10 protein-coding genes and 1 tRNA gene are annotated in these 13,548 nt (G+C 72.3%); 10 read left to right on the top strand and 1 reads right to left on the bottom strand.

Annotation, left to right across the window (positions count from 1 at the left end):
• Positions 1-241 precede the first annotated feature (241 nt).
• The 3 genes from EDF32_RS09905 to EDF32_RS09895 all read left to right on the top strand — a co-directional run bounded on the left by EDF32_RS09905 (position 242) and on the right by EDF32_RS09895 (position 3,278).
• Positions 242-478 (top strand): mechanosensitive ion channel protein MscS, encoded by a 237-nt coding sequence (locus EDF32_RS09905; RefSeq protein WP_233565849.1) that lies wholly within the window; start codon positions 242-244, stop codon positions 476-478.
• Positions 479-609: 131 nt separating this feature from the next.
• The gene (locus tag EDF32_RS09900) at positions 610-1,578 is read left to right on the top strand and encodes a site-specific integrase (protein ID WP_123308347.1); all 969 of its coding nucleotides are present in this window, start codon (positions 610-612) and stop codon (positions 1,576-1,578) included.
• Positions 1,579-1,655: 77 nt separating this feature from the next.
• Positions 1,656-3,278: a hypothetical protein gene (locus tag EDF32_RS09895; protein ID WP_233565848.1), complete on the top strand. Its 1,623-nt coding sequence runs from the start codon at positions 1,656-1,658 to the stop codon at positions 3,276-3,278.
• Positions 3,279-3,512: 234 nt separating this feature from the next.
• On the opposite strand, the gene EDF32_RS09890 is transcribed toward EDF32_RS09895, so the two are convergent.
• Positions 3,513-3,595, bottom strand: a tRNA-Leu gene (locus EDF32_RS09890).
• A 275-nt stretch (positions 3,596-3,870) separates the two neighbouring features.
• Here EDF32_RS09890 and EDF32_RS09885 point away from each other — a divergent pair.
• Genes EDF32_RS09885 through pknB form a run of 7 tightly spaced genes read left to right on the top strand, consistent with a single transcriptional unit; the run spans position 3,871 to position 13,522 of the window.
• Positions 3,871-4,584 carry a DUF3662 and FHA domain-containing protein gene (locus EDF32_RS09885; protein ID WP_123308345.1) on the top strand — a complete coding sequence of 238 codons (714 nt, stop codon included), beginning with the start codon at positions 3,871-3,873 and terminating at the stop codon, positions 4,582-4,584.
• Between the two features lie 10 nt (positions 4,585-4,594).
• On the top strand, positions 4,595-5,140 hold the full coding sequence (locus tag EDF32_RS09880) for an FHA domain-containing protein (RefSeq protein ID WP_123308344.1): 546 nt from the start codon (positions 4,595-4,597) through the stop codon (positions 5,138-5,140).
• Between the two features lie 3 nt (positions 5,141-5,143).
• Positions 5,144-6,523, top strand: a complete 1,380-nt coding sequence (locus EDF32_RS09875) for a PP2C family serine/threonine-protein phosphatase (RefSeq protein WP_123308343.1) — start codon at positions 5,144-5,146, stop codon at positions 6,521-6,523.
• Complete coding sequence (locus EDF32_RS09870) at positions 6,523-8,235, top strand: FtsW/RodA/SpoVE family cell cycle protein (RefSeq protein ID WP_199734890.1); 1,713 nt, start codon at positions 6,523-6,525, stop codon at positions 8,233-8,235. The genes EDF32_RS09875 and EDF32_RS09870 overlap by 1 nt, the downstream gene beginning before the upstream one ends.
• Complete coding sequence (locus tag EDF32_RS09865; protein WP_123308342.1) at positions 8,232-9,710, top strand: penicillin-binding protein 2; 1,479 nt, start codon at positions 8,232-8,234, stop codon at positions 9,708-9,710. The genes EDF32_RS09870 and EDF32_RS09865 overlap by 4 nt, the downstream gene beginning before the upstream one ends.
• On the top strand, positions 9,707-11,425 hold the full coding sequence (locus EDF32_RS09860) for a serine/threonine-protein kinase (protein ID WP_123308341.1): 1,719 nt from the start codon (positions 9,707-9,709) through the stop codon (positions 11,423-11,425). The genes EDF32_RS09865 and EDF32_RS09860 overlap by 4 nt, the downstream gene beginning before the upstream one ends.
• Positions 11,426-13,522 (top strand): Stk1 family PASTA domain-containing Ser/Thr kinase, encoded by a 2,097-nt coding sequence (gene pknB, locus EDF32_RS09855; protein ID WP_123308340.1) that lies wholly within the window; start codon positions 11,426-11,428, stop codon positions 13,520-13,522.
• Positions 13,523-13,548: the final 26 nt, after the last annotated feature.

The following is a 13,548-nucleotide window of genomic DNA, read 5'->3' as shown; positions in this document are numbered from 1 at the left end:
ACGTCCGACTCCATGGTCCGCTGTTCCGCTTCCAACTGCGCGTGCCGCTCGTGACTCTGGACGCCAGTGGGCATACCTTGGTGATGGCTGCCCGTACCTGGTGCGGGGGCACGCCGCTGATCTGAGCCATCGGCTCGCGGCGCTGAAGGAGTCTCACCACCTCCTTCGCTCGGTCCGACCAACCGACTGACGGATCTACGGATCCGGTTCTTACAGTTTGGTCGTTTCGACGGAGGTGGTGATGATGAAGAACCAGAACAGCGCGGTGGTCATCCCAGCTGCGCGGACGGGGCGCCCGTCATCGCGCGACCGTGTCTACGCGCCCGACGAGACGGTGCGGTTCGACGCTCGCATTCCGGCCCACCTCGCGCTCCGCCTGTACGAGACTGCTCGTGCTTCAGGCCGGCCAGTGACGGCGGTACACGCAGACCTCTTGGCGAAGGCTCTCGACGACGAGGGCGGAGCCGACATGGGCTGAGCCAGTCGGCGCAGGGCGCCGAAGGCGCGAAAATGGGCCCAGGAGCGGCAACTCCCGAGCCCGATCGCCTCGCATCAGCGGACCACTACTTCCGCTGCAAGAAAGTCCCGCGTTTCGATGGGGGTCCTTCTATGCCTTCAGACTGCTCTTCTGGAACTGACGCCGTCAACCGCAACGCCGAGAACGACGCCCGTCTTGCCAAGGCCCGTGTCCGCGCGTACACCCCTTACGCGATCCGCGCGGACTTCTGGGCGCCCGTCGCCGAGTTCACCCGCGCGGTCGCCTTGGACCTGCATCCGAGCGAGCCCCGACGGGCGACAGAATCGATGCGGACCCTGAGTCAGTTCGTCGTGTGGGCCCACCGTCAGGGCCACCCGCTGGATCGCGAGGCGATGTTCAGCCCCGACGTGGTGGAACGGTACATCGCCGTCGGATGTACCCACCTGGCCGAATCCTCGAGGGCAACACGGCGTGCTGACCTGCGGCGCTACTCCACCGCATTGACCCGCCGAGCACCCTGGGCACCACTGCCGCACCAGCTGCGCGCCGAGTACACGATCGTCCCCTATACGCCGGCCGAGGTCAGCCGCCTCCTCGAGGTTGCTGCACAACAGCGCACAGCATCCAGAAGACGACGACTGACCGCGCTGCTCGCCCTGGGTCTTGGCGCGGGCCTCTACCCTCGCGAGGCCCGCGACGCCATGACCGACGACCTCGTCGAACGTCACGGTCACCTCTGCCTGGTCGTTCACGGCGACCACCCGCGCACGATCCCTATCTCGCCGCCCTACGACGTGACCCTGGCACAGATCAAGGAAGACGATCCTGGCGCGACGATCCTCGGGTTCGTCGCCAAGGACTGGGACCGCGGTCCCTTGGGCCACATGCTGGAGCACATCGAACGCCCGCCCGACTGTCCCGATCTCAAGACCTACCGGCTTCGGGCGACCTGGATGCTGGCGCACCTCGACAACCGTGTCCACCTCAACGCGCTCTCGCAGATGGCTGGTGTGACGTCCTGGAAGTCATTCAGTCACGTCATGAAGTTCATGCCCCAACCCGACGAAGCAGAGCTCGTCGCGGAGGTCACCCGCCCGTGACCAGGGAGACGACTCGCAGACGCCGACCGCAGCACACGCCGACCGGTGCCAGCCGTCGTGACTACCATCCCGACCGCATGACCGAGCAGCAACGGATCAACCGGGCCATCGCCATGTCGAACACGCCCACCCTGACAATCCTTCTCGATGCGTGCACCAAGCGAGTTGGCCGTCCTGCCCTGCTGAGCTACGCCCTCCTGGCCCGCATCCTGTTCTTCCACACCTTGACGAACCCGGCGACGCTGACCATCGCGTCGGTCGCTCGCACCGTGGCGGAGATGTCACCACGGGCCCGCGCCCAGCTCGGGATCCCCGAGGAATGGGTCGCTACCAGCGACGCCCGTACGGGCCTGGACAAGAGGATCCTCGACCGCCTCCACGCTCTGAGCGCCGCCACCAGGGCTGGCGTGAGCGTCGACCACGACCACACCGTGTGGGTCAACGCCGACACCGGGGAGATCGACCCGTGCCCGACGTCGTGCCCGGCCCTAGCACTGACTCCCGAGCAGATCCACTCCACGATCGTCCAAGCAGGTCTGCCCACCACGTTCCCGCGCACACCCGCGGTCGCGATCGACGGAACCGACGTGGAGTCGTACTACGCGGCCTACCCGCATGACGCCCTACACCCGGACGGACGGATCTGCGCCGACAGGGAAGCGCGCTGGGCCAAGCGCACCGCCACCAACAGGCGCCCCACCGAGTTCTACGTCGGCTTCGAACTCCACCTGGCGACCTACATCGCAGACGAGGGCACCGGTAATGAGGTCCCTCTGCTGTGCGCCGGCATGGCACTGCGCCCCGGCGTGACCGACCGCATCGGAGCAGCTCTCGCCCTGGTCGACGCCGTCATGAGCCACGGCGACGTCACCGAGGCGCTCTTCGACCGCGGCTACACGATGGCCACGGGCGAGCACTTCGCCCGACCGCTGCGAAACCGCGGCGTCGAGGTCGTCTTCGACCTGCACTCGTCACAGCGAGGCACCCGCCCGGGCCCCGTCCCCGGCACCCTGTGGATCGACGGCAGCCTGTACAGCGCCGCTATCCCGACGAACCTGCGCCAGCTCGAGCCACCACGGATCGGCCAGACGAGTGGCGACAATGCCCGTGTCCGCGAGCTCTTCGACGCCCGCGAACCCTTCCGATTCACCCGGCACAGCCGCCGCAACGACGCCCTGGGCACCCAGCGCTACAAAGGACCGGCCCTGGCGGGCCACGTCCGCTGCCCCAACACGCCAGCCTCGATGCGGCGTAGCCAGGACATACCCACCACCACCTGCACCCCGGGCTCAGCCTGCGGCTGCGGCATCACCCTCACCGTGCCCGACACCCTGCACGAACGAGACCGCCAACGCCTGCCCTGGCAGTCCACCGCCTGGGCCAGCTCCTACCACCGCCGCAACCGCATCGAGAGCCTCAACTCGAAGATCCGCGTCCACGACGCCAACGTCAACCACGGCTTCATCCGCGTCCGCGGACTCAACCCCACCGCACTGCTCCTCGCGTTCACCCTCGCCGCCTACAACGCCCGCGAGCTCTACCGATGGCACGTCGCCGCCGGCATCAACGAACCCTGGCAGTCGTACCTCGGCGAGCCCATAGACGACCGGCCCATCGGCTACACCACCCGCTCGCGTACCAAGCCCCGGCGAGGACCACCACGCACGGCCGGCAACACCCGCCACAACCCGACCACCTGAAACACCGGCAGCACCGCCGGACAGGTCAGTACGCCCCAGAACGGCCGAAATCGTCCCGACCGCCCGCCGAGCCAGCCCGATCAGCACCACGCAGTCCGCGCCGTCGCGCATCACCTCGTCGCGAGACCGCGCAGGACCGCACGAACCGCCCAGAAACGACGAAAGTCCCAGCCGGAGTATCCCGGCCGGGACTTTTCGAAGTTCGCTGCTCTCGAAACCGAGAACAGCCCACTGTGCGCGAGGGGGGACTTGAACCCCCACGCCCTTTCGGACACTGGCACCTGAAGCCAGCGCGTCTGCCATTCCGCCACTCGCGCGCGCCGAGAAAACATACCACGGTGACCGCGTCGTCTCGGCACCCGCGGGAGCCGCCACAGCGGTGACGTGCGCCACCGCACCACCCCGGCCAACCCACGGCCAACCCCCCACCCCGCACCCGACCGCCGTCGTCCACGGCACCTCCACAGGCTCTGCCGCGTGCCCGGACGCCCGCGCGGGAGCGGTGTCGTTACGATCGGGTAGTCCGACCGAGGTCTGTCGCGGCCCGTCCGGGCCCAGGCGCCGGGCGACGAGCACGAGGGGAAGGGGTGGCATGGGAGTCCTGGACCGGTTCGAGAAGGGCGTCGAGCGCGTCGTGAACAACGCGTTCTCGCACGTCGGCCGCAACGAGGTCAAGCCGGTCGACATGGCGAGCGCGCTGCGCCGCGAGATCGACGACCGTGCCGCGGTGCTGGGACGCGACCGGACGGTCGTGCCGAACGAGTTCACCATCGAGCTCTCCCCCGAGGACTTCACGCAGGTGGAGGGCTGGGGCGCGGAGACGCTCGCCGACGAGCTCGCCACCAACATCACCGAGTACGCCGCCTCGCAGCACTACGCGTTCGTCGGGCCCGTCAGCGTGAGCTTCGAGGAGGACGGCGCGCACGAGCCGGGCCGCTTCCACACCCGCTCCGCGTCCGTCCGCGGCAACGTCGCCCCCGCCACGTCGACGCCGAACGCCCGCCACCCCCTGCTCGACATCGACGGCCAGCGCTACCTCCTCACGGGCGCGGTGACGGTCATCGGCCGCGGCTCCGAGGCGGACATCGTGGTCGACGACGCGGGCGTCTCCCGCAAGCACCTCGAGATCCGGGTGACCGACGACGGCGTCGTCGCCACGGACCTCGGCTCCACCAACGGCCTGTACGTCGAGGGGCACCAGGTTCCAGCCGCTACGCTCCTGGACGGAAACACCCTGACCATCGGCAGGACCCGGATCATGTTCTGGACCGGCGCGGCGTCGCGCCAGGAGGACGAGGAGTGGTGATCACGCCCGTATGAGCGAGCTCACGTTCACCCTGCTGCGGCTGGGGTACCTCGTGCTGCTGTGGGTGTTCGTGCTGTCCGCCATCGGCGTGCTGCGCCGCGACCTGTACGGCACGCGCTCCGCGGACCGCCGCAAGGCGAAGAAGTCCGCGAAGGCACGCGCCGCGGCGACCCCCGCCCCCGCACAGGTGGCCCAGCCGGTCGGCGCGGCAGCTGCCGGGGCCGCTGCGCCCGCCGCTGCGACGCCCGCGCCGTCCGTCCCCCGCGGCCCGAGCCGCCTGGTCGTGACCGCCGGCCAGCTGCGCGGCACGTCCCTGCCCCTGTCCTCGCAGACGATCATGCTCGGCCGCTCCCCCGGCTGCACCCTCGTGCTCGACGACGCGTTCTCGTCCTCGCGGCACGCGCGGATCTTCCCGCACGAGGGCCGCTGGTACCTGGAGGACCTGGGCTCGACGAACGGCACCTACATCAACGACGAGCGCATCAGCGGGACCGTCGAGATCAGCCAGGGCACCCCGGTCCGCATCGGCCGGACCGTCGTGGAGCTGCAGGGATAGCCGGTGGACATCGCTCTCCGTTACGCCGCACGGTCCGACGTCGGCCTCGTCCGGTCGAACAACCAGGACTCCGCCTACGCCGGGACCCACCTGCTCGCCGTCGCCGACGGCATGGGTGGCCACGCCGGGGGCGACGTCGCGTCGTCCCTGACGATCGCCGCCCTCGCCGGCCTCGACGGCGAGTCGACCGGCCCCGACCAGGCCCTCGCCGCGCTCGAGCGGGCCGTCGACCACGCCCGCGAGGACCTCGTGCGCCGCACCCAGGTCGACCACGACCTGACGGGCATGGGCACCACGGTCACCGCGATGGTGCGCACCGGCAGCACGCTGGTCATGGCGCACCTGGGCGACTCGCGCGCCTACCTGCTGCGCGACGGCGAGCTCACGCAGGTCACCACCGACCACACGTTCGTCCAGCACCTCGTCGACACCGGCCGCATCACGGCCGAGGAGGCCGAGGTCCACCCGCAGCGCAACGTCGTCATGCGCGTGCTCGGCGACTTCGACGTCGACCTCACCCCGGACCTGTCGGTCCGCGAGGCCCTCGTCGGGGACCGCTGGCTCCTGTGCTCCGACGGCCTGTCCGGCTTCGTCGGCGCCGACACCCTCGCCGAGACCCTGCGCTCGGTGCCCGACGTCGACGCGTGCGCCGACAAGCTCCTCCAGCTCGCGCTGCGCGCCGGCAGCACGGACAACATCACCGCGATCGTCGCCGAGGTCGTCGACCTCGACGCCCCGTCCGACGCCGCGCCGGACACCGTCCCGCAGGTCGTCGGCTCCGCCGCGACGGACCGGTGGCGCACCGAGGCCCTGAACGGCACCACGGGCACGTCGGGCAGCCTTGGCGCAGACACGGCCCCGGTGCCCGACGACGGCACGTCCGCCGCGCAGGCGGCGGCGCCCGAGCCCGCGGCCGGCGACCCGGACGACCCCGACCCGGCCGCGCTGGACGCCGAGGACCTGGACGAGGACGCCCGCGAGCTGCCGCGGCGTCGTCCGTGGATCCCGGTGCTCGGGGTGGTCGTCATCCTCGCCGTCCTCGTCGGCGGGGCGTGGGCCGCGTACCTGTGGACGCAGACGCGCTACTTCGTGGGTGTGGCCGACGGGAACGTCGCGGTGTACCAGGGCGTCCCCTCGACGATCGGCCCGATCGAGCTCTCGACCCCGGTCGACGTCACCGGCACCCCCGTCTCCGAGCTGCCCCTGTACCTGCAGCAGCGGCTCGAGCAGACCATCCCGGAGACCAGCCAGGCCGCGGCCCAGGAGCGGGCCGACGCCATCGCGCAGGACGCCGTCCCGCCGGTCCCCGAGCCCACCCCGACGCCGGGCCCGACCGCACCGACACCGACGCCGACGCCCACCGCCGCCAGGGTGACGGGCTGATGTCCACGGTCGAACCCGTCGTCCGCCGCCCGATGCGGGGCAAGGAGCTGGTGCTCCTCGTCCTGGCGCTCGCGCTGGGCATCGGCGCCTTCGCCAACGTCGCGCTGCGCACGCTGGGCGAGCTGCCCGAGGACTTCTACGTCTACTCCGCCGTCTGGGCCGGGCTCGCGCTCGTCGCGCACGTGGTGCTGCGCATCCGTGCGCCGTTCGCCGACCAGGTCCTGCTGCCCGTCGCGGTCGCGCTCAACGGCATCGGCCTCGCCGCGATCTACCGGTACGACGTCGCCCGGCACCTGCAGGACCGGTCCTCGGACCTCGCGCGCGGGCAGCTGACGATGTCGGCCCTCGCGATCGTGCTCGCCTGCGTCCTGGTCTTCGTGCTGCGCGACCACCGGGCCCTGCGGCGCACGACGTACACGGCGATGATCCTGGGCCTCCTGCTCATCCTGCTGCCCCTCGTGCCGCACATCGGCACGTCGATCAACGGCGCGCAGATCTGGATCCGCGTCGCGGGCTTCTCGTTCCAGCCGGCCGAGGTCGCGAAGATCGTGCTGGCCGTGTTCTTCGCGGGCTACCTCGTGACCAACCGCGACACCCTCGCGCTCGCCGGGCGCAAGGTGCTGGGCCTGCAGCTCCCCCGGCTGCGCGACCTCGGGCCGATCCTGCTCGTGTGGGCCGCGTCCCTGGGCGTGCTGGTGTTCGAGAACGACCTCGGCACGTCGATCCTCTTCTTCGGCCTGTTCGTCGCCATGCTCTACGTCGCGACGGAGCGGTTCAGCTGGGTGGTCCTCGGTGTCGGGCTGCTCGCGGCCGCCGCGGTGTTCGCGGCGACGACGGTCCCGCACGTCCAGCAGCGCGTCGAGGCGTGGCTGCACCCGTTCGACGACGCGGTCTACAACCAGACGCCCGGCGGCTCGGGCCAGCTGGTCCAGGGCCTGTTCGCGATGGCGAACGGCGGGCTCTTCGGCACCGGCTGGGGCAACGACTACCCCCTGCTCACGCCGTACTCGTACTCCGACTTCATCTACACGATGCTCGGCGAGCAGCTCGGGCTCACGGGCCTCCTGGGGATCCTCGCGCTGTACATCCTCTTCGTCGAGCGCGGCCTGCGCACCGCCCTCGGCGTGCGCGACGGGTTCGGCAAGCTCCTCGCGTGCGGCCTCGCGTTCACCGTGGCGCTGCAGCTGTTCGTGGTCGTCGGCGGCATCACGCGCATCATCCCCCTGACCGGCCTGACGCTGCCGTTCGTCGCCCAGGGCGGCTCGTCCGTGCTCGCGAACTGGCTGATCGTCGCGCTCCTGCTGCGCGTCTCGGACAACGCGCGGCGCCCGTCCGCGCTGCCCGTGCGCGGCACGGTCGGCAAGGGCGGCATCGTGGCGAGCGTCGGCGCCCCGCAGGTCCTCGAGGCCGTGGACTCCGCGGGCGAGCCCGACGTCGCGCCCGCCGCCGCGCCCATCCGGGTCGGCGCGGGCGAGCCCCGCCCCGCCAGGGCCGTCGGCTCGGCCGGGGCGGACGACGCCGGCACCCAGCTCACCGAGGTCGTCCGGCCGGGAGGGGGCCCGCTCCCGTCCGGGGGGCCGCCGGTGCCGCCGCCCCCGGCGCCGCCCGAGCGCCCCGACCGCCATCCGGTCGACGAGCCGGGAGAGCCGCAGCAGCGGGACCAGCCCGACCAGCCCGAACGGGCGGACGACGACGAGGAGGGCCGAGCATGAACGTCCCGATCCGCCGCGTCGCGTCCCTCGTGCTGCTCATGATCGTCGCGCTCATGGTCTCCACGACCGTGATCCAGTACTTCCACGCCGGCACCCTCGACGCGGACGGGCGCAACAAGCGCGCCACGTACGACGAGTACGGGCGGTTCCGCGGACCGATCATCATCGCCGGCGACCCCGTCGCGTCCTCCACGCCGGTGGACGACCCGTACGGCTACCAGCGCAAGTACGCCGACGGGAAGATGAACGCCGCCGTCACCGGCTTCTTCTCCATCGTCAACGGCACCTCGGGGCTCGAGCGCACGGAGAACGACTACCTCAACGGCACGGCCGACGACCTGTGGTTCGACCGGCTCACCTCCCTGTTCACGGGCGCCCAGCCGCAGGGCTCGTCCGTCGAGCTGACGATCGACCCGAAGGCGCAGAAGGCCGCGTGGGACGCCCTCGGCGACCAGCGCGGCGCCGTCGTGGCCATCGAGCCCTCGACCGGCAAGATCCTCGCCCTCGTGTCCAAGCCGTCGTACGACCCGAACGACCTCGCGACGCACGACTACGCCGCGGCGAACGAGGCCTACCAGGCCCTCGTCTCCCCGGACAACGACCAGCGGCCGCTGATCAACCGGGCCATCGGCGGCGACCAGTACCCGCCGGGGTCGACGTTCAAGCTCATCACCTCCGCGGCGGCGCTCCAGTCCGGCGACTACACGCCCGAGACGGTCATCCCCGCGCCGACGACGTACACGCTGCCCGGCACGAGCACGGTCACGGAGAACTACGGCGGCGAGGTCTGCTCCCCCACGGGCGAGCAGACGCTGGCCGACGCCCTGCGCATGTCCTGCAACACCGCGTTCGAGGGCCTCGGCGTCAAGCTCGGCGACGACGCGCTGCGCGACCAGGCCGAGGCGTTCGGGTTCGACCAGAAGCTCAGCATCCCGCTGACCGTCACCCCCAGCCGCTTCCCGCCCGACGACGACAAGGGCGCCTCGAGCCCGGCGCGCACCGCGCTGTCCGCCATCGGGCAGGGCGACGTGCGCGCGACCCCGCTGCAGATGGCGATGGTCTCCGCCGCCATCGCGAACGACGGCACCCTGATGAGCCCCGAGCTGGTCCAGACGGTCCGCAACCCGGACCTCGACGTCGTCTCCCAGATGTCCCCGAAGAAGCTGGGCCGCCCCATCTCCACGGCCACCGCGGGCGACCTCACCTCGATGATGGAGAACGTCGTCGAGAACGGGACCGGGACGACGGCGCAGATGCCGGGCATCAAGGTCGCCGGCAAGACCGGTACGGCCGAGACGGGCGTGGACGGGGAGTCCCCGCACGCCTGGTTCACCTCGTTCGCGCCGGCCGACGACCCGCAGGTCGCCGTCGCCGTCGTCGTCGAGCACGGCGGCTCCGCCGGCAGCGAGGCCACCGGCGGCCGCGTCGCCGCACCGGTCGCGAAAGCGGTCATGCAGGCGGTGATCGACGGGTGAAGCCCGTCAAGGGCATGGTGCTCGGCGACCGCTACACGCTCGTGCGGCGGATCGCCGTCGGCGGCATGGGCGAGGTGTGGGTCGCGGCCGACAGCGCCCTGCACCGCGAGGTGGCGGTGAAGGTGCTGCGCGCCGAGTACACGGGCAACGAGGACTTCCTCGCGCGCCTGCGCACCGAGGCGCGCAACAGCGCCGCGCTCTCCCACCCCCACATCGCCCAGGTCTACGACTACGGGGAGCAGGAACGCTCCGGGTACCTCGTCATGGAGCTCGTCACCGGCGAGCCGATGGCCGACCTCCTCGAGCGCGAGCCCGTCCTGCAGCTGCACCACCTGCTGCCGATCCTCGCCCAGACCGCACGCGGCCTGCACGCCGCGCACGTGGCCGGCGTCGTGCACCGCGACGTGAAGCCCGGCAACATCCTGCTCGACCGCACAGGCGAGGTGAAGATCACCGACTTCGGGGTGTCCCTCGCCGCGAACCAGGTGCCGATGACGGCGACCGGGATGGTCATGGGCACCGCCCAGTACCTGTCCCCCGAGCAGGCGATCGGCAAGCCCGCCACGGGCGCGTCCGACCTGTACGCGCTGGGGATCGTGGCCTACGAGTCGGTCGTCGGGCACCGGCCCTTCACCGGCGCCACGCCCGTGGACATCGCCGTCGCCCACGTCAACGAGGCCGTCCCGCCGCTGCCGCCGTCGGTGGACCGCGAGCTCGCGCGCCTGATCATGCAGATGCTCGAGAAGGACCCCGCGCGGCGACCCCCGAGCGGGGCGTTCCTCGCGCGGGCGTTCGACGAGATCATGCTCGAGATCTCCGACGACCCGTGGGGCGTCATCGCGCGCATCGGGCCGGGCGCGACGCGGCCCCGGTCCGGCGGAGGGCACCAGGCCTCGCCGCGCGCCGAGGCCGCGGGGCGCGCCGGCCAGCACCGCGCGCAGACCGCCGGGACCGCCGGCGCCGTGCCGGGGGCCTCCCGGGCCGACGCGCCCGCGCCCGCCTCCGGGGCCGCCGGGTCCCTGCCCACCGTGCGCGCCGCCGCGCCGTCGGACGAGGAGCCGGCGCCCGCGGCCCGGCCGTCCGCCGCGCGCCAGGCACCTCGTCCGCCCGACGCCGCGGGCCCGGCCGGCGGCCCTCGCTCCTACCCGCCCCGTAGCGCCGTGCGCGCCGACGCCGCGTCCCGCTCCCGGGCGGACTCGCGGGCCGACTCCCGGCGCGGCGCGATCCCGGCGTCGGCGCCCGCCGTGCGCTCGCCGCACGGCATGATCCGGCCCACCACCCGGCCGCCCCGCCCGGCAGCGCAGCCCTCCGGGGCGCCGCCCGCGCCGCCCGCTCCCCCGAAGGACGAGCCGCGCACCCCCACCCGCGCCGCCCGCCGGGAGGCGGACCGCCGCGCCTCGGGCCACCGCACCTCCGGTGCCGGGGACTCCCCCCGGCGCACGTCGACGACGACGGGCCGCCGGCTCGGCGGCTCGCCCCGCGGGGTGTCGTGGCCCCTGGTCGCGCTGGCCGCGCTCGTGCTCCTCGTCGTCGTCGTGGCGCTGGTCGGGTGCGCGCCGACGACCCCCTCGGACGCCTCGGCCGCGCACGGCCCGACGATCGTGACCGCATCGTTGCGCCCCGTCGACGCGAGCACCGCCGTCGATGGGATGATGCTGCCAACCCAGGGATCCGCCCGCGGGCCCTGGACTCCGATGACATCGAAGGACGTGTAAGTGGTGGACAACGCACCTCGGGTACTCGCTGCCCGCTACGAGGTCGGCGAGCTGATCGGCCGTGGCGGCATGGCCGAGGTTCACATCGGCCGGGACACCCGCCTCGGGCGCACCGTGGCGATCAAGATCCTGCGCTCGGACCTCGCCCGCGACCCCTCGTTCCTCGCTCGCTTCCGTCGCGAGGCGCAGTCCGCGGCGGCGCTCAACCACCCCTCGATCGTGGCGGTCTACGACACCGGCGAGGACGTCGGCACCGACTCGCAGGGCGCGCAGACGCACGTGCCGTTCATCGTCATGGAGTACGTCGAGGGCCACACGGTCCGCGACATCGTGCGCGACGGCCACTCGGTGCCCATCGAGGAGGCCGTCGAGATCACCGCGGGCGTCCTGTCGGCGCTCGAGTACTCCCACCACGCCGGCATCGTGCACCGCGACATCAAGCCCGCCAACGTGATGATCACGCCGACCGGGACCGTCAAGGTCATGGACTTCGGCATCGCTCGCGCCGTCGCCGACTCCGCGGCCACGATGACGCAGACGCACTCGGTGATCGGCACGGCGCAGTACCTCTCCCCCGAGCAGGCGCGCGGCGAGACGGTGGACGCGCGCAGCGACCTGTACTCCACGGGCTGCCTGTTCTTCGAGATGCTCACCGGCCGGCCGCCCTTCATCGGCGACTCGCCGGTCGCGGTCGCCTACCAGCACGTGCGCGAGACTCCCCCGCGGCCCAGCGAGCTGGCGCCCGACGTGCCCGAGGTCCTCGACCGCATCACGCTCAAGTCGCTCGCGAAGGAGCGCACGGACCGCTACAGCAGCGCCGGCGAGTTCCGCGCGGACCTCGAGGCCGCGGTCAACGGCGGGCACGTGTCCGCGGGTGCGATCGGCGCCGTCGCGGCGGCCGCCGGGCTCGCCGCGGGAGCGGGCGCCACCCAGGTCATGGGCGCCGAGCAGGGCACCCAGGTGATGGGCGCGCAGACCAACCCGTGGGGCACGACGCCGGTGGCGCTGCCTCCCGACTCCGCCGGGACCCCCGAGGGCCCCGAGGAGGAGCCGAAGAAGAGCCGCAAGGGCCTGATCTGGACGCTCGTGACGATCGGGGTGCTCGCGATCGCCGCGATCATCGCGATCATCGCGCTCCAGGGGCCCGACGAGCCGGACACGGTGGCGGTCCCGACCGTCACGGCGGACATGGACGCCGAGGCCGCGCGCGCCGCGATCGAGGGCAAGGACCTCGTCTTCAGCCAGCGCGAGGTGGCGGACGACTCCGACAAGGGCACGTTCGTACGCCAGGACCCGCGCGGCGGCACGCAGGTCGCGCCCCGCTCGACGGTGACCGTGTTCTTCTCCTCCGGGCCCGGCCAGGTGACGGTGCCGGACGTCGCGGGCAAGAGCCAGGCCGACGCGCGCGACGCCCTCCAGGAGGCGGGCCTCGAGGTCGGCAACGTCGAGAGCGAGCACAGCAAGGACGTCCCCGAGGACCAGGTGACCAAGACGGACCCGGCCATCGGGGACACCGTCGCCGACGGCGCCACCGTCGACCTGTTCGTCTCCGACGGCAAGGTCGAGCTCCCGGACGTCACGAACATGAAGCAGGCCGACGCCGAGAGCGCGCTCAAGGACGTCGGGCTGACCGCCGTCGTGACGAAGGAGCCCACGGACAAGGCCGACGAGGGCGTCGTGTTCCAGCAGGACCCGGGCAAGGGCGAGGTCGCGCAGGGCTCGTCGGTGGACCTGACGGTCGCCACGAAGCCCGAGACCCCGAAGACGAACGTGCCGAACCTCGAGGGGCTGACGCTCGACCAGGCGTCGTCCGAGCTCGGCCGCGCGAACCTCAACATGGGCAACCAGTCCCAGCAGGCGTCCGACAAGCTCGCGGCCGGCCAGGTGATCGCGACCGACCCGGCCGCGTCGACGCAGGTCGACGAGGGCTCGTCGGTCAACGTCGTGGTCTCCAGCGGCCCGGGCCCGCAGACGCCGCCGGCGCCGGGGTCCGACCAGGGCGGCGACGACGGGACGGCCACCCCGGGCGACGACGCGACCGGGGACGACGGCGCGGGCGGCGGCGAGGACGGGGCCGCGGGCGGCGGCAACGGCTGACCTGCCGCCGGGTCGGCCGGACCGGT

The organism is Cellulomonas sp. PhB143 (genome assembly GCF_003752595.1).
Taxonomy (GTDB): Bacteria; Actinomycetota; Actinomycetes; order Actinomycetales; family Cellulomonadaceae; genus Paraoerskovia.
This window is presented reverse-complemented; position numbering and strand designations above follow the sequence as displayed.